Annotated in this window: 14 protein-coding genes and 1 pseudogene; 11 read left to right on the top strand and 4 right to left on the bottom strand. The window is 64.9% G+C overall.

Annotation, left to right across the window (positions count from 1 at the left end):
- Nucleotides 1-4: 4 nt before the first annotated feature.
- Nucleotides 5-718: a DUF4166 domain-containing protein gene (locus tag ABIB45_RS00525; protein ID WP_354213930.1), complete on the bottom strand. Its 714-nt coding sequence runs from the start codon at nt 716-718 to the stop codon at nt 5-7.
- 134 nt (nt 719-852) lie between these two features.
- Here ABIB45_RS00525 and mtrA point away from each other — a divergent pair, with 134 nt between their 5' ends.
- From mtrA to secA, 7 genes and pseudogenes are all read left to right on the top strand, one after another.
- Nucleotides 853-1,527, top strand: a complete 675-nt coding sequence (gene mtrA, locus ABIB45_RS00530) for an MtrAB system response regulator MtrA (RefSeq protein WP_275212443.1) — start codon at nt 853-855, stop codon at nt 1,525-1,527.
- A complete protein-coding gene (gene mtrB / locus ABIB45_RS00535) occupies nt 1,499-3,343 on the top strand; it encodes an MtrAB system histidine kinase MtrB (RefSeq protein ID WP_502909077.1) in 1,845 nt (614 codons plus the stop codon). The genes mtrA and mtrB overlap by 29 nt, the downstream gene beginning before the upstream one ends.
- Nucleotides 3,340-5,076: an LpqB family beta-propeller domain-containing protein gene (locus ABIB45_RS00540; protein ID WP_354213931.1), complete on the top strand. Its 1,737-nt coding sequence runs from the start codon at nt 3,340-3,342 to the stop codon at nt 5,074-5,076. The genes mtrB and ABIB45_RS00540 overlap by 4 nt, the downstream gene beginning before the upstream one ends.
- Nucleotides 5,077-5,139: 63 nt before the next feature.
- Nucleotides 5,140-6,057, top strand: a complete 918-nt coding sequence (locus ABIB45_RS00545) for a ComF family protein (protein WP_354213932.1) — start codon at nt 5,140-5,142, stop codon at nt 6,055-6,057.
- 175 nt (nt 6,058-6,232) lie between these two features.
- Nucleotides 6,233-6,958 (top strand): ribosome hibernation-promoting factor, HPF/YfiA family, encoded by a 726-nt coding sequence (hpf, locus tag ABIB45_RS00550; RefSeq protein ID WP_354213934.1) that lies wholly within the window; start codon nt 6,233-6,235, stop codon nt 6,956-6,958.
- A 32-nt stretch (nt 6,959-6,990) separates the two neighbouring features.
- Nucleotides 6,991-8,264: pseudogene (locus ABIB45_RS00555) on the top strand (winged helix-turn-helix domain-containing protein).
- 42 nt (nt 8,265-8,306) lie between these two features.
- Nucleotides 8,307-11,045: a preprotein translocase subunit SecA gene (secA, locus tag ABIB45_RS00560; RefSeq protein ID WP_354213935.1), complete on the top strand. Its 2,739-nt coding sequence runs from the start codon at nt 8,307-8,309 to the stop codon at nt 11,043-11,045.
- A 74-nt stretch (nt 11,046-11,119) separates the two neighbouring features.
- Here secA and ABIB45_RS00565 read toward each other — a convergent pair whose 3' ends face one another.
- Together ABIB45_RS00565 and ABIB45_RS00570 are read right to left on the bottom strand one after the other, a co-directional pair.
- Entirely contained in the window at nt 11,120-11,596 is a 477-nt protein-coding gene (locus ABIB45_RS00565) for an Rv3235 family protein (protein ID WP_354213937.1), read from the bottom strand.
- A gap of 43 nt (nt 11,597-11,639) precedes the next feature.
- Nucleotides 11,640-12,512, bottom strand: a complete 873-nt coding sequence (locus ABIB45_RS00570) for a LysM peptidoglycan-binding domain-containing protein (RefSeq protein ID WP_354213938.1) — start codon at nt 12,510-12,512, stop codon at nt 11,640-11,642.
- A gap of 146 nt (nt 12,513-12,658) precedes the next feature.
- Here ABIB45_RS00570 and ABIB45_RS00575 point away from each other — a divergent pair, with 146 nt between their 5' ends.
- The gene (locus ABIB45_RS00575) at nt 12,659-13,231 is read left to right on the top strand and encodes a hypothetical protein (protein ID WP_354213939.1); all 573 of its coding nucleotides are present in this window, start codon (nt 12,659-12,661) and stop codon (nt 13,229-13,231) included.
- A gap of 129 nt (nt 13,232-13,360) precedes the next feature.
- On the opposite strand, the gene ABIB45_RS00580 is transcribed toward ABIB45_RS00575, so the two are convergent.
- The gene (locus ABIB45_RS00580) at nt 13,361-13,576 is read right to left on the bottom strand and encodes a helix-turn-helix domain-containing protein (protein ID WP_354213940.1); all 216 of its coding nucleotides are present in this window, start codon (nt 13,574-13,576) and stop codon (nt 13,361-13,363) included.
- Nucleotides 13,577-13,727: 151 nt separating this feature from the next.
- Here ABIB45_RS00580 and ABIB45_RS00585 point away from each other — a divergent pair, with 151 nt between their 5' ends.
- From ABIB45_RS00585 to ABIB45_RS00595, 3 genes are read left to right on the top strand one after another with little or no spacing between them, the layout of a single operon-like run.
- On the top strand, nt 13,728-14,372 hold the full coding sequence (locus tag ABIB45_RS00585) for a hypothetical protein (protein WP_354213942.1): 645 nt from the start codon (nt 13,728-13,730) through the stop codon (nt 14,370-14,372).
- Nucleotides 14,369-15,676: a CpaE/TadZ family protein gene (locus ABIB45_RS00590; protein WP_354213944.1), complete on the top strand. Its 1,308-nt coding sequence runs from the start codon at nt 14,369-14,371 to the stop codon at nt 15,674-15,676. Before ABIB45_RS00585 ends, ABIB45_RS00590 begins: the two co-directional genes overlap by 4 nt.
- Before the next feature lie 58 nt (nt 15,677-15,734).
- Nucleotides 15,735-20,588 carry an NAD-glutamate dehydrogenase gene (locus tag ABIB45_RS00595; RefSeq protein ID WP_354213945.1) on the top strand — a complete coding sequence of 1,618 codons (4,854 nt, stop codon included), beginning with the start codon at nt 15,735-15,737 and terminating at the stop codon, nt 20,586-20,588.
- The last annotated feature ends 6 nt before the right edge of the window (nt 20,589-20,594 follow it).

Below are 20,594 nucleotides of genomic sequence, written 5' to 3' on the forward strand. Positions count from 1 at the left end.
GCAGTTACAGGCGCTCTTCCCAGCGGTCCGGTTGCGCGTAGCGGGGCAGGAAGCTCTGCGCCGAGCTGCCGCCGACGTAAGGACGCAGCCGGTATTGCATATGCCCGGCGTAGACCAGCACTTCCCCTATCTGAGGCTGGATGACCTTGACCTGGATCCGGTGCCGTCCCTGGCCGTCCGCAGTTCCCTCCCACCACTGCTCGGCGTAGGCCTTGGCGTCAACCGCACCCGGCAGCGGCAGGCGGAGGTGGCCAAGGAACAGCCGGGAATCTTCTGAAATCCCGCGGAGCCTGCCCTCCTCCGTCACACTGAGCTTCAGGTCAGTGACCATGCGCCGGAACCGGCCCAGATAGTCCACCAGCCGCGGTCCGCCGTCGGATTCCACCAGACTGGTGGTGTCCTGGAAAATCCTGCTGCGGCCGGGGAAATGGATCTCCCGCCGGGCGGTGAGGCTGGGGCGCCCGAACGGATCAAGGTGCGCATGGTTTTCGATCCGGAACGGGACGCCCGCACCAAACTCCGGGAAGAAGGCCTCCTCGCCGGAGGTGAACTTCAGCAGCGGCCGCAGCCAGGCCTGCCGGCATCCGGCGACGTCGAAAACGCCCTCACCGACGCCGTACTGTCCGGAGCCCGGCAGCAAGGAAAAATACTCCTGCAGCTCCGGTTGCAGCCGGGTGAAATCTTCGCCCAGGGCCTGCTGGTAGATGGGGATGTTCATCGGTGACCTCCTGGACGGTACCGTCGGCTGCGCCGCTGTCTGTTCCCAATGTACCGGCCGTGCATCCCGGTGTGGCGCCATGCCGGAGGGGCGTTGAACAGGACAAACCATGTTCAATAGGGGAATATATAACTATGAAGGCACGCATTCTGGTAGTTGACGATGACGAAGCGCTGGCCGAAATGATTGGAATTGTTCTGCGCAATGACGGCTTTGACCCCGTCTTCTGCGCCGACGGGGGTCAGGCCCTTGACGTTTTCCGTTCATCGAAGCCGGACCTCGTGCTGCTTGACCTTATGCTTCCCGGCGTGGACGGCATCGAGGTCTGCCGGCAGATCCGTTCAGAGTCGGACGTGCCCATCGTGATGCTTACCGCCAAGTCCGACACGTCCGACGTCGTCCGCGGCCTGGAGTCGGGGGCTGACGATTACGTGCCTAAGCCCTTTAAGCCGGCAGAGCTGGTTGCCCGCGTCCGGGCACGCCTTCGGCCCGGCGACCAGAAGGCGCCGGAAACACTGCGGATCGCTGACGTGACTATCGACGTCGCCGGCCACACGGTGAAACGCGCGGACGAGCGCATCTCCCTGACGCCCCTGGAGTTCGACCTCCTCGTGGCGCTGGCACGGAAGCCGTGGCAGGTGTTCACGCGTGAGCTGCTGCTGGAACAGGTCTGGGGCTACCGCCACGCGGCAGACACCCGGCTGGTCAACGTCCACGTACAGCGGCTCCGGTCCAAGATTGAACGGGATCCGGAAGCCCCGGAAGTTGTATTGACGGTTCGTGGTGTCGGCTACAAAGCAGGTTCCTGAGTCCTCGGGACCGGAAGACGACGGCGCCCCGGACCCCGCGCCGGCCAAGGGGCCTGAGCACACGGATGCGCTGGCTGCGGAACTGGCAGCCCTGCCTTTCCGCGCACGGATCTGGCGGCGCCGCGGGATCATTGTTGGCCTGCGCGTGGCACGCCTCGTTCGCATCGGGCTGCAGCGATTTTTTCCGGCCCTGCGTTATGTGGGACGTTCCCTGCAACGGCGCTGGCGCCGGTCCCTGCAGTTCCGGACCGTCCTCACCACCCTCCTGCTGGCCGTGACGTCGTTCGGCGCCGTAGGCGCCTACCTGTCCAACCAGATCGCCAACAACCTCTTCCAGGAGCGGCTGACCCAGGCGGAATCCGAAACCCGCTACAACGTCAAGCAGGTCCAAGACACGTTCGACGGCGCCCAGGTCACCGACCAGTCCAGCGTCATCACCCTGGTCTATGACACGCTGAACGCTGTAGAGGGCCGCGGCTCCGTGATCCAGCGCCGCTACGTCTTCGAGGCCATGCCGGAGCAGACCAAACCCCGCAACCGCTGGGTGGAGTCCAGGGCGTCGGACCAGCTGACCGTCAGCGTCATCCCGCCCGACCTGCGCAAGGCCGTACAGGATTCCGGCAAGGACCAGTATTGGGCGTCCACGGTGATTCCGGTGGGGACCGAGGACCGCCCGGGCATCGCCGTGGGCAACAAAGTGACCTTTAACGGGACCGTGTACGAGCTGTACCTGATTTACGACCTCAACACCGCCCAGCAAACCCTCGACGAGATCCAGGGCGTTCTCCTGGCCGGCGGGGCGGTGCTGGTGCTGATGATCGGGGCCATCGCCTGGTACGTCACCCGCAACGTGGTCAGCCCGGTCAGCCACGCCGCCCTGGTGTCGGAGAAACTCGCAGCCGGGCAGTTGCAGGAGCGGATGGTGGTCAAGGGCGAGGACGAAGTGGCCCGCCTGGGTGCGTCGTTCAACCACATGGCCGCCAGCCTCCAGGAGCAGATCACCCAGCTGGCCACGTTGTCCCAGATGCAGCAGCGGTTTGTCTCCGACGTCTCCCACGAGCTGCGGACGCCGCTGACCACGGTCCGGATGGCGGCAGAGGTGCTGTACGACGCCCGGCACGACTTTGACCCCATCAACAAGCGCTCGGCGGAACTCCTCTACAACCAGGTGGAGCGGTTTCAGTCCCTGCTGGCCGACCTCCTCGAGATCTCCCGTTTCGATGCCGGCGTGGCCATGCTCGACGCCGAACCCGAGGACATCCTGCAGGTCATCGCCCACGTCATCGAAGGTGCGGCACCGGTGGCTGCTGAATACGGCTCAGAGATCATCCTGCGCGGACCCGCCGAGGGGATTGTGACGGTGATGGATGCCCGGCGGATTGACCGGATCCTGCGGAACCTCATCCTGAACGCGGTGGAGCACGGTGAGGGCAGGCCGGTGACTGTTACCGTCGCGGCCAACCAGTCAGCAGTGGGCGTGGCTGTCCGGGACCAGGGGATTGGGATGACGCCGGCCGAGGCTGCCCGGGTTTTTGACCGGTTCTGGCGGGCAGATCCTGCCCGCGCCCGGACCACCGGAGGCAGCGGACTGGGGCTGTCCATTGCCATGGAGGACACCAAACTCCACAACGGATGGCTGCAGGCATGGGGAAACAAAGGCAGTGGGTCAAATTTCCGGCTGACCATCCCCTTGCGGCAGGGCGAGGAGATCGACCGCTCGCCCGTACTGCTTGAGCCGGGGGACATCATCCTGCCCGGCGGGGACGAAAAAAACTTGCTGGTCCTCGGCCCGGCGCTACCGAAGGAACAGGCATGAAAGGGGAATCCTTGACCGGTCCACGCCAGAGCCTGAGCGGTCTGCTGAGGGCTGTGGTCCTGCTGGTGTTAGTTTTCCTGCTTGCTTCCTGCGCGCGTATCCCCACGTCCGGGCCGGTAGGAAAGAGCGAAGAGGGCAGTGCGGGCAACCTCAATGCCCCCGTGTTCCTCCCTGCCGCGCCCCAGGCCGGCGCCGCACCCGAGTCGATCATCGAAGACTTCTACCGGGCGGGGAGCGGGTACGAGGATGATTACGCGGTGGCCCGCGAATTCCTGACCCAGGCCGCGTCCGTGGCATGGAAGCCTGACAAGCGTGCCCTGGTCTACCGCAGCCAAACGGTGGTGGCGACCGGCGTCGAAAATGTCTATAACTACCAGCTGGACGTCGCCTACACCGTGGATGTTGACGGCATCGCCACGCAGTCTCCGGAAGGCACCATCGAGAACATCCCGGCCACGGTCACGCAGGTCGACGGCGAATGGCGGATCTCGGCCATTCCGGACGGCACCGCTATTCCGGAGGAAACCTTCAAAGTCATCTACGGCGCCAGCCCCATCTACTTCTACGATCCGAGCTTCACGTACGCGGTTCCCGACGTGCGCTGGTTCATTAGGAACAAGACAGTCAAGGCCATGACCAGTGCACTGCTTGCCGGCCCCGCCCCCTACCTCCGCGGGGCAGTGGTGAGCGCCTTCCCGTCCGGCATCAAGCTGGCCCGGGAGTCGGTGCCGGTGGTATCGGGAGCCGCCCAGGTGGACCTCACCGCGAAGGAACTCACTGAGGCGTCCGCGGAGGACAGGCTCCGGATGCAGACTCAGCTTGCGCTGACGTTCCGCAGCCAGCCCGACGTCGTCAACGTTGAGCTGCGAGCCAACCAGGACCTGGTGCGCGTGGACGACAACGGCTCGGTCCTGCCTCCGGTGCGGGACAAGAACGTGCCGTCGCGCGAGATCGCCGTCAGCGGCAACGAACTGGTGCGGTACGAAAACAACAGGGTGTCCCCGCTCCCCGACATGCAGCCGGTTTCCTCGCTCGGTCCCCGTTACCCTGCGGAGTCCCCGGTCTCCCAGACTGTGGCTTTCCTCAACGAAAGCCGGACGACTCTTTACAGCATGGTGCCGGGCCAGCCGGCCCGTGCTCTGACGACGCGCAGCACCATCACGCATCCTTCCTTCAGCCTTCAGGACTGGGTGTGGGCAGCGGGGCCCGGCGCCACCGGCGGTACGGAAGTGGTGGCCTACCGGCCGGCAGGAGTGCCCGACGGCGCAACAGTCCCCACTGTCACCCTGACCCCGGCATGGCTCGCCGGAAGAACTGTCAAGGACCTCAGGATCTCCCGGGAGGGTGTCCGCGCCCTGGTCATTTCGGAACAGAACGGCCACACCAAGGTGCAGGTATCGGGGATCATCCGCAATGCTGACGGGACGCCCAAGGAACTGACAGCCCCTATCACCCTCGTGACGGCCAGTGACCCGGACCAGGGAGTCTGGGTCAACGACACCACAGTTGCCGTGATGAAGGGATCGGCCGCGGCAAATGTCACGCCGGAACTGCTGTCCCTCACGTCCGGCCAACCGCAGCAGCTGGCACCCTGGCCGGGCCTGGTCCGGCTCAGCGCCGGCAACGGTGCCGAGGAGATCTATGGCCAGTCGGCGGAGGGGATTTTCCAGCGGCTGGGCAACGGCTGGTCGCCCCAGCTCAAGGGCCCCATCGATCCCTCGTTCCCGGGATAGCGGTTTGTCCACATAGGGCCGGTGCCCGCTACCCGAGCCGCCGCTGCCAGGTGAGGATGGGGTGTGCGAGAAGAACAGACACCCCGTCCGGCCGCCCGGCGCCCGGCCAGGACCGCGGCAGCCGCGGACCCGGACCTTCAGCCGGCCATGCCGTCCGCTAAGCATCGCAGCGGGCAGCCCCGCACCTGGTTGAAGGTTGCCGATCACGTGATGCGTGCCGCCGTCGAGCTCCTGGCGCTGGCAGTTCCGGTGGACTGCGTCTGCTGCGGCGCCGAGGACCTGGCCCTGTGCGTTGCCTGCGAACGCCAGGTCCGCTTACTGACCCGGCACCCGTTCAGGGCAGAGGAGCAGGCACCCGCCCTGATGACTGTCGACGGCGGCATCATCCTTCCGGTGGTGGCTGCAGGGGTGTACCGCGAGGAGTTGGCGCAGGCTCTGTTGTCGTTCAAGCGTCACGGCCAGCATCAGCTCAACTCAGTGCTGGCGAAGGGGCTGGGCCAGGGCATTGGTGCAGCAGCGGCCGGCGTCGACGGTGTCTGCCTGGTTCCAGTGCCCAGCAGCACCGGCGCGTTCGTGAAGCGCGGTTTCAGCCCCGTTCATCTCCTGCTCGCGGGATGGCGCCAAGGTCACGCCGGAGGCGGCCCTCCCGTGGTGGACGTGATCAGGAAATCCCGGCGCCGGGCGGCGCCCCTGGCACAGCTGCCCGGAGGCCAAAAGGGCCTCGGCCGCGGAGCCAGGGCAGCCAGGGTCAGGGGGTCCATGAAGGTCCCGGGACGGAAGCAAAAGCAGGTTGCCGGCCGCCGGTGCATCATCGTCGATGACGTCCTCACCACCGGTGCCACGCTGGCTGAAGCGGCCCGCACACTCCACCTCAGCGGGGCCCTTGTTACCGGCGCCGTGGTCCTCGCGGCGACACGCCCGCCCGATTCAGCTGGCAGCGGACCGCCCTCCCCGCGAGGGGGCGGCAAGCCGCCGGTCTGAGAAAAAAATAAACGAATAAAGGATGAATAACGGGTGTCTATGAACTAACGTCGGTGGTGGGTACCAAGAACAAGTTGTACCTTTCGATGGCGGCTCGGAAAGGGGCTCGACTGTCAATCAGATCGGTCTCTGGGATGTGCCGTCGTCGTGTCACCGAAGTCATTTGGAGGGCACCATGGAGTTTATGATCAGCGGACGAAATCTGACGGTCTCAGACCGCTTCCGCGAATACGCCGGTGAGAAGATCTCAAAGATCGAGTCACTGGGCGACAAGGTCCAGCGCGTGGATGCGAAAGTGTCCAAGGAAACGAACGCACGCCAGACCGGCGACCAGCTCACCGTTGAAGTGACCGTTCTGGGCCGCGGACCTGTGATCCGTGCAGAAGCCAGCGCCGCAGATAAATTTGCTGCCTTTGATCTCGCATACACCAAGCTGCTTGAGCGGCTCCGCCGCGCCAAGGACCGTAAGAAGGTCCACCACGGACGCCACACACCCAAGGCCGTCCGTGAAGCCACTGCCACCCTGGAACCCGCCAGCGCCAGTGAACCCCTTTACGTCGAAGCAAGCCATCAGGCTGAGCCGAAGACGGCACCAGCAGAACGGTCTCAATACGAGGTCGACAACGACATTCCGGCAGGGGACTCGCCTGTGCTGATCCGGCGCAAAGTCTTCCCTGCAGCCTCTCTCAGCCTCGACGATGCCGTGGACAACATGGAGCTCGTAGGCCACGATTTCTATCTCTTTGTGGACAAAGCCACCAACACACCCTCCGTGGTGTACCGCCGCCGCGGCTGGACATACGGCGTGATCACCCTTGACCATGAGTGCGAACCGGGGGACACCGCCGTCGAAGAGAAAATCCTTGCCTACCGCTCCGACGATGAGGCAGCAAAAGTCTAGGGTGGTCCACACCCTCTAATAAAAGGACTGCCGTGCCAGCGACGCTGAGCCTTGACCAGGCCCGGCGGATCGCCCTGGCAGCGCAGGGACTGGATAAAGGGCGGCCCGCCGGCCCCGTGACTTCACGGACGGTGGGCCGTACCTTTGCCGGGTGCAGCTGGTCCAGATCGACTCCGTCAACGTGCTGTCCCGCAGTCATTTCCTTCCCTTCTTCTCAAGGCTCGGAAATTACGACCGAACCATCCTGCATCGGATGTCCTCCTCGCACCCCAGGCGCATGATGGAGTATTGGGCGCATGAGGCCAGCTTCATCCGGCCTGAACTTTTCCCGGACCTCCTCCTGTGGCAGAAGCGCACCTGGGTCGGGGCCGCTGCCATTGAACCCGGGCTACGCGAATCCGTGACCAGCAGGATTTTCGAGGCCCTTGCGACGGGACGGCCCATGACTGCGGCCGAACTCACCGTGAAAATCGGGCATGTGGAGGACCAGCGGAACGAAAACTGGGGATGGAACTGGAACGCCGTCAAAAGGGTTCTCGAACACCTCTTCCAGGACGGCCTGGTCTCGGCGGCCTCCAGAACGGAGCAGTTCGAGCGCAGGTACACCCTCACAGCCCAGGTCCTGCCGAAGCGGCTGGAGCTGGAAAACGACCGAGGGGATCCAGCGGAGGCGATGCACAGGCTCATCGACGCTGCGGCGAAGGCCCACGGTATCGGAACAGTGCGGTGCTTTGCCGATTACTTCCGCACGCCGGTCAAGGCAGCGGCCGCCGCCGTGGAGCACCTGGTGAGGGCCGGGCGGCTGGAGCCGGTTTCGGTGGCGGGCTGGGACCGGAAGGTGTTCCTTCACGCAGATGCCAGGCTGCCGCGGCGGGCTGCCGGGCGTGCGCTGCTGAGCCCGTTTGATTCGCTGGTGTTCGAGCGTCGCCGGCTCGAGGAGCTGTTCGGCTTCCTCTACCGGATCGAAATTTACACCCCTGAGCACCGCCGGCGCTTCGGGTACTACGTTCTGCCCTTCCTGCTGGGGGAGACCATCGTGGCGCGCGTGGATCTGAAGGCGGACCGTGCAGCAGGGAAACTCCTGGTCAAGTCCGCGCACGGTGAGCCGGACGCACCGCCGGGAACCGCCGTCGAACTTGCCCACGAGCTGGAACTCATGGCCAAGTGGCTCGGTTTGGGGGACATCGTGGTCAGTCCGGTGGGCGACCTGGCGGAGCCCCTCACGGCGGCCCTCCGCCGTGAGGGTGGGGGCTATCCGCTCTCAGGGAACACCGGCCGCGTGGCCTGTGTCCCTCCCGTAGACTAAAAACGCCAGAATTCGGCAGCATCAGACTGGGAGTATCTTCACGTGGCATCACTTATCGAAAAACTTCTCCGTACGGGTGACAAAAAAACCCTGCGGCAACTTCGGAACTATGCCGACTCCATCAATGCTCTCGAAGAATCGTTCCAAACCTTTACCGACGCCGAGCTCCGCGAGGAGACCGACCGCCTCCGCGCCCGCCACCAGGACGGGGAGCAGCTGGACGATCTCCTCCCCGAGGCCTTTGCTGCCGTGCGTGAGGCGTCGTCGCGAACCTTGGGGATGCGCCACTTTGACGTTCAGCTCATGGGTGGTGCGGCCCTCCACCTGGGCAATATCGCCGAAATGAAGACCGGTGAAGGCAAGACCCTCGTGGCCACCGCTCCCGCCTACCTCAACGCCCTCACCGGCAACGGCGTCCACGTGATCACCGTGAACGACTACCTTGCCGAGTATCAGTCCGACCTTATGGGCCGCGTTTATCGTTTCCTCGGCCTGACCAGCGGCTGTATCCTTTCCAACCAGGATCCCTCTGTGCGCCGGCAGATGTACGCCGCGGACATCACCTACGGCACCAACAACGAATTTGGCTTTGACTACCTGCGCGACAACATGGCGTGGGACAAATCAGAACTGGTCCAGCGCGGCCACCACTTCGCCGTCGTGGATGAAGTGGACTCCATCCTCATCGATGAGGCCCGCACGCCGCTGATCATTTCCGGTCCTGCCCAGGGCGACACGAACCGCTGGTACAGCGAATTTGCCAAGGTGGTCCAGCGCCTGAAGCTGGGGGAAGACTACGAGACGGACGAAAAGAAGCGCACCGTCGGTGTCCTGGAGAGCGGCATCGAAAAGGTGGAGGACTACCTGGGCATCCAGAACCTCTACGAGTCCGCGAATACTCCACTGATAGGCTTCCTGAACAACGCCATCAAGGCCAAGGAACTCTTCAAGCGCGACAAGGATTACGTCATCCTCGACGGCGAAGTCCTCATTGTTGACGAGCACACCGGCCGTATCCTGGCCGGGCGCCGTTATAACGAAGGCATGCACCAAGCCATCGAGGCCAAGGAAGCCGTGGAGATCAAGGCCGAAAACCAGACCCTGGCCACGGTGACCCTCCAGAACTACTTCCGTATGTATTCCAAGCTGGCAGGCATGACCGGTACGGCCGAGACCGAGGCCGCCGAATTCATGAGCACGTACAAGCTGGGTGTGGTGGCTATCCCCACCAACCGGGACATGCAGCGCCTCGACCAGGCGGACCTCGTCTACAAGAACGAGACAGTCAAGTTCGACGCCGTGGTGCAGGATATCGCCGAGCGCCATGAAAAGGGCCAGCCGGTCCTCGTGGGCACCACCAGCGTTGAGAAGAGCGAGTACCTGTCCCGGCTGCTGGCCACGGAAGGCATCCGGCACGAGGTCCTGAACGCCAAGAACCACGCGCGTGAAGCGGCCATCGTGGCGCAGGCCGGGCGCAAGGGTGCTGTCACGGTGGCTACCAACATGGCAGGCCGCGGCACCGACATTATGCTGGGCGGCAACGCCGAGTTCACGGCCGTGGCCGAACTGGCCAAGCGCGGGCTGGATCCCGAAGAAAATTCCGAAGAGTACGAGGCCGCATGGCCGGCCGCCCTGGAAGCGGCCAAACAGGCCGTCAAGGACGAGCACGAGGAAGTGTTGAACACCGGCGGGCTGTACGTGCTGGGAACAGAGCGGCACGAGTCCCGGCGCATCGACAACCAGCTCCGGGGCCGCTCCGGCCGCCAGGGCGATCCGGGTGAGTCTCGCTTCTACCTTTCGCTGACCGACGACCTGATGCGGCTCTTCAACTCAGGTGCTGCCGAACGGCTGATGAACAGCTCCGTGCCGGACGACGTGGCGTTGGAGTCAAAGCTCGTCTCGCGGGCCATCGCATCTGCGCAGGGCCAGGTTGAGGGCCGTAACGCCGAGCAGCGCAAGAACGTGCTGAAGTACGACGACGTCCTGAACCGGCAGCGCGAAGCCATCTACGGTGACCGGCGCCGGATCCTGGAAGGCGATGACCTGCACGAGAAGGTCCAGTTCTTCGTGGAGGACACCATCATGGCGCTGATCGACTCGGCCACCGCCGAGGGCAACGGCGACGACTGGGACTACACACAGCTGTGGACCAACCTGAAGACGCTGTACCCGGTCAGTGTCACGCCGGACGAGATCATCGAGGAAGCCGGCGGAAAGTCGCGGCTCACCGTTGAAATGCTCAAGGAGGAGCTGCTTTCTGACGCCCGCCTGGTCTACCAGTCCCGCGAAGAGGCCATCGGCTCCGAAAGCATGCGCGAGCTTGAACGCCGGGTGGTGCTTTCCGTCATCGGGCGAAAGTGGCAGGAACACCTCTACGAGATGGACTACCTCAAGGAAGGCATCGGCCTGCGTGCCATGGCCCAGCGCGACCCGCTGGTGGAATACCAGCGCGAGGGCTTCACCATGTTCCAGGCCATGATGGAGGCCATCCGCGAAGAGAGCGTAGGCTTCCTGTTCAACCTGGAGGTTGAAGTCACTCCGGCACAGGACGTTGTTGTGGCCGATGCTGCCGGAGGCCACACCGAGCACGTCGAGCCGCAGATCCGCGCCGCCGGCCTGGAAGCGCCGGAGAAGCCGGCCCAGCTGCAGTACACGGCCCCTGGCGAGGACGGCGCATCCCAGACCCGGGTGGAGGCTCGGGCCTCGTCCCGGTCCGGCAACCCGGCAAAGGCTGCAGGTCAGGACACCGCCAAGCGCCAGGCGAAAAAGAAGCGCCGCTGACCTCAGTGCGATGTCTGACAGGAAGTGCCCGGAGCATCAGCTCCGGGCACTTCCTGCTTCCGCAGGCATCTGCTTCAGCCAACTACGAATTCAGTCACACGCCAGGCCTGGTTGCCCCGTTCAAGCCGGACCGCCACGGCCCGTGCGCGGACATCGTCAAGCACCACTGCACTTGCCTCGTAAATACCGGGGGAGACCTCGCACGCACGGACCGAGCGCACCACGGAATTCTTGTGGAGCCGGGCAAGGGCAGGTGAGGCGGAGCGGGCCTGTTCGCGGCGGATCAGCGCGGCACGGTGCTGCAACACCGCCAGGCAGCGGGGATCCAGACGGCGCGCCAGCTGGTGGATGGGCCGGATTCCGGCAAGGACTTCCATGGCGGCCTGCACAGTACTGCGGGTGATGGCGAGGACTTCGGCATTCTCATCCGCTGCCCTGAGGGGCTGGCCCGGCGTGCCCGGCGCGACGTCCGGCCGTAAGGGCAGCTGGCGGACTGCGGCCGCTGGAACTCCGTTGGCCCGTGCTGAGCGGATTGGCGTAACTGCGTTCATGTGATTCCCCTTGGTTGTGTGCTGATGAATGTCGGAAGGTCGGCTAGGCCCTGGACGGTGCTTTCAGGATCTGGCCGGGCAGCAGGACATGCGGGTTTTCGCCGATCTGGGCCTTGTTGGCCTCGTACCAGCGGGGCCAGTGCAAGGCGACATCTACATCCGAAGCGGTTGGTCCCAACTGATGCGCAGCAATGTCCCAGAGTGTGTCGCCGGCCAGCACCGTGACGTCATGACCGGCGGGGGGTGTGTCTTCGGCTGACCGGACGGGCTGGGCCGCCAGCAGGCCAGGATCGGCCACCGGCGCGCTGGGCCGCCAGTCGGGCCGGACCGCAGGCGGCGTAACCCCGGGGGCCGGGGACTCCGTGCCTGGCCCGTCAACAACGGGCGTTCGTCCTGCCGGCGCTGCTGTGATCGGCGGTTGTAAGGCCACGTCCACGGCCTGCGACGGCCGGCCCGATATTTGCGGGCCGGGCTGCAACTCCGTGGGGGACCACCGGGCCTGGACGGCAACTTCCTGGGTTGGTACCCAGGCAGGTCCCGCCGGCGGTTCAGTGGCCTGGGCCATCGGGGCTGCAAGCAGCTGCACTGAAAGAGCCGCCACAGCGAGGCGCCGCATGAAGGCCGGGCAATATTTGCCGGCCCGGTCGGCGGCTCGAGCACTGCCACAGCGGGCCAGGATGGCAACCCCTACGGCCAGCAGGACGGAAAGGATCCACCACGCCACGATGGCCAGCCCCGCCGCCACCGCCAAGGCCCCCAGCAGGTCGTCGATCCCGGGCGCTTGCCGTCGGCCTGCCGAGATCTGCCACCGGTCCAACAGGCCCAGGCCTGCCAAGCAAAGGAAGGATCCCAGTAGCAGGATGGCGACGGCCATAAAAGCATCTGTGCGAAGGCCGCGTGCTGTGGCAACAGGCATGATGTCCCTTGGGGTTTTTGATGCAGTTTGATGTTGTTTGATCCATCTAGCATCAGTTTGACTCAGTTATCCTTAATTTGTCCAGAGACTGGAAGGAATTTATTGGTGAATTGACCGCCACAGGGCCGCACCCTACGCTTGGGCCCATGCGCTGGGATGCACTGTTCAATGACATGGAGGCACAGTTTGCCGAGGACGGGAAGCTGGCGGTCGAAGCCGAGATCTCGGAGCGGGCCAGGGTGGAAGCCGCGTCCGTTGTCCTCGCTGACAGGCTGCGGGGCGGCCTTGGGAGCCAGGTAGCTGTTCACCTGGTGTGTGGGCGGACCTTCGAGGGCAAACTTAGCCATGCGGGAGCTGACGCGCTGGTCCTGGACGAGGGCCGGCACCAGGTCCTGGTTCCTTACGGCGCCGTGGCCCGCTATGGCGGCCTGGGACGGATCTCGATGGCTGAGCCCTCGCAGGTGCGGGCGCGGATCGGGCTGGCGCACGCCTTGCGCGGCCTGGCGCGCGACCGGGCGGGGGTTGCGGTCCTCATCCGGCACGTGCAGGCCGAGGACGTTGGGCTGACGGGTGTCATCGACCGGGTGGGCAGTGACTTTATGGACCTGGCGCTGGTCAGCCCGGGCGAGGCCCGGCGGGCAGCACAGGTCCGGCAGGTCGCCACCATTCCCTTTGCGGCGCTGGGTGCGATCCGGTCGTGGAGCGCCGGAGCCCTGTAGCCCCCGGCCGGAGTTTTTGTCCAGATAATCGGATTTTCGGGCCCGCTTGAGGCGATTATCTGGACAAAAACTCAGCGGGCGGGTGGGCGGTGGCGGAAGCGGCCGCGTTAAGGCCGAAGCGTACCAGGCTCAGGCGTGCTTGGCCTTGGCTTCCTGGATCATGCGGCTGGCCTCGGCGTAACGCTCCGCGATGTACTCCTCCAGCATCTTCTCCTCAACACGCCACTGGCCGCGGCCACCCACCTGGATGGCTTTGAGCTCCCCGCTGCGGACCAGCGCATAGGCCGCCGGTGAGTTGATCTGGAGTTGTTCAGCAACGTCGGCGAGGGTGAGGAATCTGGGCATGCAATCATTTTGCCACTTGTGATGCCATCTGGTGGGGTTATCCACAGTTTGATGTTATTTGGTCTTTTGACTTTCGTTCCGGGGTCCTTGCCGTAACAATGAGGTGTCCGGGGGCAGCAGCTCCATGCTCGGAGCTAGGGGGAGACAAAGCATGAGCCACGATGCAGGAACCGCAGGAGCCAGGCTGAAGCGCCCGTCCTGGAAGGATCCACGGCTGCTGGTGGGGGTGCTGTTGGTGCTGGCCTCCGTGGTGGGGGTGATCTCGCTGGTCAGCAGTGCAGACCAGACCACTGAGGTGTACGCAGCCCGGGACACCATTGCGGTGGGAGAAAAGCTGACAACGGACAACGTGGTCCGGGCCAGGGTCCGACTGGGTGATACGGAAGAGCACTACGTCACCGTGGAGGCGGGACTGCCCGAGGGCCTGGTTGCGGTCCAAAGGATCGGCAAGAGCCAGTTGGTGCCCAAGGAAAGCCTGGCCGGAACAGACGCGCTGGACCGAAAGCCCGTGGCCGTGACGATTGACGAACCCCTGCCCCTGCAGGTAGTGGCCGGTACCCGGGTGGACGTCTGGGTGGCCTTGCCCGATGCCCGGAACGGTTTCAGTGAGCCGAAGTTGCTCCTGCCCAGGGCGGAAATTGCCCAGGTGACTGCCGCGTCCACCGCCCTGGGGTCCTCCCGCAGCACGGTGCTGATGGTCCTCGTTGCTGACAGCCAGATGCCGGCCATTCTTGGAGCGCAGGCCAACCAGGCCAAGATTTCCGTTGTGTGGAACCCAGGCGGTGGGACGTCATGAGCATCCCCGTAGTTACTGTCGGCCAGGCCCAGGAGGACATCGTCGGCGGCCTGGAGGGGCTCCACGGTCCGGTCACCGTGGTCCGGCGCTGCGCCGAGCTGACCGAACTGCTGGCCGCCTGCCAAGGCGGGCTGGCGCGGGCAGCGGTGGTGGCGGACGGCTCCGAGGGCCTGACGGCGTCCCTGGTTGACCGGCTCGGCGCGGTAGGCGTGGCGATCATTGCCCTTACGGATGACGCTGAAGAGGCCGCAAGGCTCCGCGGGATCGGCGTCGCCTCAGCCCTGACCGGCGTTGAATCGGCCACTTTGGCCGGCAGGATTGCCGACGTTGTTGCCCAGCTGACCGGAACCGCGCCTGAGTCCACGTCCGGGAGCGCATTGGCTGATCCGGGTGCCGCGCTGCGCCCGCTCGCCGCCGCACCCGCTGACGTGCCACAGGCATCCGGGGCCGGCAGGATCATTGCCGTCTGGGGTCCCGCCGGCTCGCCAGGCCGCACGTTCGTTGCTGCCAACATCGCGGGGGAGCTGGCAGCGGAAGGGAAGTCCGTCCTGCTCATTGATGCGGACAGCTACGGGGCAAGCATCGCGGCCGTGCTGGGCCTGCTGGACGAATCAGCAGGTATCGCGCAGGCCTGCAGGCTGGCGGACCAGGGGGTGCTGGACGCCGCAGCACTCCTCAAGGTGACCACGCCGGTCAGCACCAAGCTGGGGACGTTCCGCGTTCTGACCGGGATCACCCGGGCAGACAGATGGACCGAACTCCGGGCAGCAGCCCTGGCCCTCGTCCTGGACCGCGCAAAGGAGCTTGCAGACGTCGTGGTGGTGGATACCGGCTTCTGCCTGGAGGCCGATGAAGAACTCAGCTTCGACACGATGGCGCCGCGCAGGAACGCGGCGACCCTACGGAGCCTGGAACTGGCGGACACCGTTTTCGCCGTCGGGGCCGCCGACCCGGTGGGCGTCCCGCGGCTGGTCCGCGCACTCGCGGAGCTCGAATTGGCGGTGCCGCACGCGTCGCCAGTGGTGGTGATGAATAAGGTCCGGGCATCGGCCGTTGGCAGATCGCCGGAACGCCAGCTGAAGGACGCCTGGGAACGGTATGGCCCGTCGTCGGGGGTGGGTGCCTTCCTGCCGGCAGACAACACCGCAGCTGACGCGGCACTGCTGGGCGGCTCGTTACTCCTCGAAGCAGCCCCGGATTCCATGCTAAGACGGGCAATCGCCGAATTGGTTTGTGCACCTGTCCAGCGAAAGGCCAAATCCTCTGTGTTTTCTTCCACCTCGCGGCATGGGGTAAAGGGTTAGGCTCGCCGTAGGAGCTGCAACGGTGCAGCGTCAATTTTTGTGATGGAGGCGTTTGTTGATGTCGTCTGGATCCAGCGTGGAGGATCAGTCCGTAGCAATTGGAGACCGGGAGGGATTCCTGGGGGACTATTATCAACACCTTGCTGAAGAGGATGCCCGGAGCTACTCCCAGGACGTGCTCGCCACCCGCGCGGAAACTCACCGCCACGTCGCCGGCAACCGGCGGCCGGGCCAGGCGAAAGTTTCCCTCGTCGACGAAGAGGACGGCAGCGTCGTCTACATCGTCACAGATGACATGCCTTTCCTGGTGGATTCGGTCAACGCCGAGCTTGTCGGCCAAAAAGCTGCCATTCGCCTTGTCCTGCACCCGCTCTTTGTGGTCACCCGGAACAGGGAAACCGGGGAGCTGGTCAAAGTGGACCGGGTACCATCGCACATCGGGATCTCCAGCGGCGACACCGCCGCGATGCCCCTCATGTCCCATCTCATCGCCCAGGGCGAAAACACCTCCCACATGGAGTCGTGGATTGCCGTGGGGATCAATCGCGTCCCCGAAGAAGCCCAGGCGTCCCTGCTGGAGGGTCTGGAGCGGATCCTGGCAGACGTGCGCGCCGCCGTCGAAGACTGGCCGAAGATGCGTAACAAGGCGATGCAAATCGCCTCGACCCTGGACCAGGTGGCCAACCCGTCCCAGATCGCCGAACTGCGGCAGGCGCAGGATCTGCTGCGGTGGCTCGACGACGGCAACTTCACCTTCCTGGGCTACCGCGAGTACGACCTTGTGAACGTGGACGGCGAAGATGTGCTGGAACTGCGCGAAGACAGCGGGCTTGGTCTGCTCCGCGCGAAAGCAGGTGCCCCGCATCTCCAGCACCTGACCGACGCCGGCCGGCGGAAGGCCCGGGAGAAGCGCGCGTTGGTGATCACCAAAGCGAACTCCCGGTCCACCGTCCACCGTCCCGCCTACCTGGACTACATCGGCGTCAAAAGTTTTGACGCGGCAGGCAACGTCAACGGCGAGCGCCGCTTTATCGGCCTGTTCGCCACCAGCGCTTATGCCGGCTCGGTCCGGAACATCCCCATTGTGCGCGAGAAGGTTGACGCGGTGTTGGGCAGTGCAGGTTTCCCGCCGGATTCCCATTCAGGCAAGGACCTATTGGGGATCCTGGAAACCTATCCCCGTGACGAACTGTTCCAGATCGAAATCGAGGACCTGGCGGCCACGGCGGCCGGTATTCAGCGGCTGCAGGAGCGCCGGCGCACCCGGTTGTTCCTGCGCCCGGACATTTATGGCCGCTTTATGTCCGCGGTGATCTACTTGCCGCGTGACCGGTACACCACCAACGTCCGGCTCCGCATCGAGGAGGAACTGCGGTCCACGTTCCAGGCGGAGAGCATTGACTATGAGGCCAGGATGACTGAGTCCGCCCTCGCCCGGCTCTTCTACCGGATCCGTTTGCCCAAGAATGCCGAGCTCAGCCACGTCAACGCTGAAGAGCTCGAACGCCGTCTGGTCCGCGCGGCCCGCTCCTGGAGTGAAGGCATAACCGAAGTACTGCGCGACGGCGGGGCTGACAGGAATGCGACGGAGCTCGCCGCTATATGGTCCGAGGCATTCCCCGCCGGCTACCGGGTGGATTACGAGGTAGAGGACGCACTGGAGGACATCGCCCGGTTCGAGAAATACGGGGCGGAAGCGGAGCGGATTGCCGGCGCCCGGCAGGAACGGCCGGGAGTCCACGTCTACCTCCCCGAGGGGGCCGGCGATAACCTCGAAGAGGACGCCCGCGTCAAGCTGTACATGCTTGAGCCGAAGAGCCTGAGCCAGATCCTGCCGTTCTTCCACAACCTGGGGCTCGAAGTGCTGGATGAGCGGCCCTTTGAAATCGAGACCGCTGACCGCCGCGATTTCTTCCTCTATGACCTCGGACTGAAGTACCCGCCCGGCGTCGATCCGGTGGCAACCGGCGAGCTGCTGGGCGACTCCTTCGGCGCTGCAGTCACCGGCGCTGTGGAGTCGGACAGCTTTGACCGGCTGGTGCTGCGGGAAGGGATGCATTGGCGCCAAATCACTGTGCTGAGGGCTTATGCGCGGTACATGCGGCAAATGGGCAACACCAACTCGGTGGGCTTTATGGCGGATACCCTGCTCGCCAATCCTGAGGTCACCAAAGCTCTCACGGCCTTGTTTGCTGCCCGGTTTGATCCTGCGTTGTCCAACGACGCGCGGCCTGCTGCCCAGGGGAGGGTCCGTGCGGAACTTGCCGCCGCCATTGAGGAGGTGGCAACGCTCGACGCCGACCGTGTCCTGCGCACGTTCGCCAACCTGATCGAGGCAACCCTCCGCACCAACTACTACCAGTACAAGCCGCACCTGAGCTTCAAACTCGATCCCGCCCGGATTGAAGGGCTGCCGTTCCCCCGGCCGATGTTCGAGATCTGGGTGTATTCCCCGCAGGTGGAGGGTGTGCACCTGCGCTTCGGCAAGGTGGCACGTGGCGGCCTGCGCTGGTCTGACCGCCGCGAGGACTTCCGGACGGAGATCCTCGGCCTGGTGAAGGCACAGACCGTCAAGAACGCGGTGATTGTTCCTACCGGGGCCAAGGGCGGCTTCTTTGCGAAGCGGCTCCCTGACCCCGCCGCGGACCGCGCAGCCTGGCTTGCCGAGGGCACCGAAAGCTACAGGACGTTCATCCGTGGCCTGCTCGACCTCACGGACAACCTCGTCACGGTGGATGGGGCTGAAACGGTCGTGCCGCCGTCGGACGTTGTCAGGCACGACGACGACGATTCCTACCTTGTGGTGGCGGCGGACAAGGGAACGGCCACGTTCTCGGACATCGCCAACGGGCTGGCGGCTGAATACGGTTTCTGGCTCGGTGACGCGTTTGCCTCCGGCGGTTCGGTGGGCTATGACCACAAGGCCATGGGCATCACGGCCCGCGGGGCCTGGGAGTCGGTCAAACGCCACTTCAGCGAGTTGGACGTGGACACCCAGTCCCAGCCGTTCACTGTGGTGGGCGTGGGTGACATGTCAGGGGATGTGTTCGGCAACGGCATGCTGCTGACCCGGCACATCCGGCTCGTCGCCGCGTTCGACCACCGGCACATCTTCCTGGACCCCGCGCCGGACGCGGAAACGTCGTTTGTGGAACGGCAGAGACTGTTCGAGTTGCCGCGGTCCTCGTGGGACGACTACGACAAATCCCTCATCAGCGAAGGCGGCGGGGTGTACGCCCGTCACGTGAAGTCCATTCCGGTCTCGCCGCAGGTGCGGGCCGCGCTGGGGCTGCCCGCCGCGACCACCGAATTGAGCCCGCCGGAGCTCCTCCGGGCCATCCTGCTCGCCCCCGCCGACCTGCTCTACAACGGCGGCATCGGGACGTACGTCAAGGCCAGCATGGAGACCAACGCGTCCGTGGGCGACAAGGCGAACGACGCCATCCGCGTGGACGGCCGAGACCTGCGCGTCAAGGTGGTGGGCGAAGGCGGAAACCTGGGCATGACCCAGCACGGCCGCATTGAAGCAGCCCTGCAGGGGGTCATCCTGAACACCGACGCGATCGACAACTCTGCCGGTGTGGACTGCTCTGACCATGAGGTCAACATCAAGATCTTCGTGGACCGGATGGTGGCCAACGGCAAGCTGTCGGCGGAGGAACGCGCAGGCTTCCTCGCTGCCATGACGGACGAGGTGGGGCGGCTGGTCCTTGAGGACAATGTGGACCAGAACATCCTGCTCCTCAATGACCGGATGCGCGTGGCCGAGTGGAGTCCCAGCTATGAGCGCCTGATGGACTGGCTGGAGAATTCCGCTGACCTGAAGCGTGACCTGGAGGCGCTGCCAAGCACGGAGACGCTGCAGGAACGGCTGGGCCAGGGCCAGGGGCTGACGTCGCCGGAGCTGTCGGTGCTGGCGGCCTATGCGAAGATCGAGCTCGCGACGGCACTGCGTACAAGCGACCTGGCCGACGATCCGTGGTTCCGAGCCACGCTGCGTGCCTACTTCCCGGCGCAGCTGCGCGAACGGTTCGACGCTGAACTGGACACTCATCCGCTGCGGCGCGAGATCATTGCCACGGTGGTGGCCAACGACATGATCAACCTGGGCGGCATCACGTTCGCCTTCCGGACCATGGAGGAAACCTCGGCCACGGAAGTTGCCGTGGCCAAGGCTTTCGTGGCGCTCCGGGAGATCTTCGAACTGAACGTCATGGTGGACGAACTGAACAGCCTGCCGGCGTCGTTCCCCACCGAGCACTGGAGTGCGGTCCACCTGGACATCCGCCGCATCCTGGACCGTGCGGTCCGGTGGCTGCTGGCCCAGGGCGGTAGCTCACGTCCCATCGCCGAGACGGTGGCCGAGTTCAAGCCGCTCCTGGATCCGATGCGCGGCCGGCTGCTGGACTACCTCCGGGGCGAAGACCGCGAGCGGGTGGCCGGCTGGCTGGAGAAGGCCCGCGGGTGGGAACTTCCGGAAGACCTTGGCGTCCGGTGGGCGGAGCTCTTTGAGAGCTTCGTCCTGCTGGACATCGCCAAAATCGTGCATGCGCGTAAGGAGCCGGTGGAAGAGATTGCGTCGGTCTACTACACAGTGTTCAACCGTTTCCACGCAGACGCCTTGCTGGAACGGATCACCAACCTGCCGCGCCAGGACAGGTGGCAGGCGCTGGCGCGCGCCGCGCTGCGCGATGATCTGTATTCCACTGTTTCGGACATGACGACGGCGGTGCTTGAGTCGACGGGGTCCGAGGACTCTGCGGAGAACCGGCTGACCAAGTGGGAGGGGCAGAATGCCGAGCAACTGGGCAGGGCGAAGAGCATGTTTGATGAGGTCAACGCGCTCGAGGCCGACGACATGGCCTCACTGTCGGTAGCATTGAGGCTCTTGAGGTCAATCGTCCGACGCTAGGAATCC

The organism is Arthrobacter sp. UYCo732, from assembly GCF_040547265.1.
Classification (GTDB): Bacteria; Actinomycetota; Actinomycetes; order Actinomycetales; family Micrococcaceae; genus Arthrobacter.

Bases quoted from the DNA above. Each gene is read 5' to 3' on its own strand.
- ABIB45_RS00525 (WP_354213930.1), bottom strand. From the start codon at position 718: ATGAACATCCCCATCTACCAGCAGGCCCTGGGCGAAGATTTCACCCGG.
- mtrA (WP_275212443.1), top strand. From the start codon at position 853: ATGAAGGCACGCATTCTGGTAGTTGACGATGACGAAGCGCTGGCCGAA.
- ABIB45_RS00540 (WP_354213931.1), top strand. From the start codon at position 3,340: ATGAAAGGGGAATCCTTGACCGGTCCACGCCAGAGCCTGAGCGGTCTG.
- hpf (WP_354213934.1), top strand. From the start codon at position 6,233: ATGGAGTTTATGATCAGCGGACGAAATCTGACGGTCTCAGACCGCTTC.
- ABIB45_RS00565 (WP_354213937.1), bottom strand. From the start codon at position 11,596: ATGAACGCAGTTACGCCAATCCGCTCAGCACGGGCCAACGGAGTTCCA.
- ABIB45_RS00570 (WP_354213938.1), bottom strand. From the start codon at position 12,512: ATGCCTGTTGCCACAGCACGCGGCCTTCGCACAGATGCTTTTATGGCC.
- ABIB45_RS00575 (WP_354213939.1), top strand. From the start codon at position 12,659: ATGCGCTGGGATGCACTGTTCAATGACATGGAGGCACAGTTTGCCGAG.
- ABIB45_RS00580 (WP_354213940.1), bottom strand. From the start codon at position 13,576: ATGCCCAGATTCCTCACCCTCGCCGACGTTGCTGAACAACTCCAGATC.
- ABIB45_RS00585 (WP_354213942.1), top strand. From the start codon at position 13,728: ATGAGCCACGATGCAGGAACCGCAGGAGCCAGGCTGAAGCGCCCGTCC.
- ABIB45_RS00590 (WP_354213944.1), top strand. From the start codon at position 14,369: ATGAGCATCCCCGTAGTTACTGTCGGCCAGGCCCAGGAGGACATCGTC.
- ABIB45_RS00595 (WP_354213945.1), top strand. From the start codon at position 15,735: ATGTCGTCTGGATCCAGCGTGGAGGATCAGTCCGTAGCAATTGGAGAC.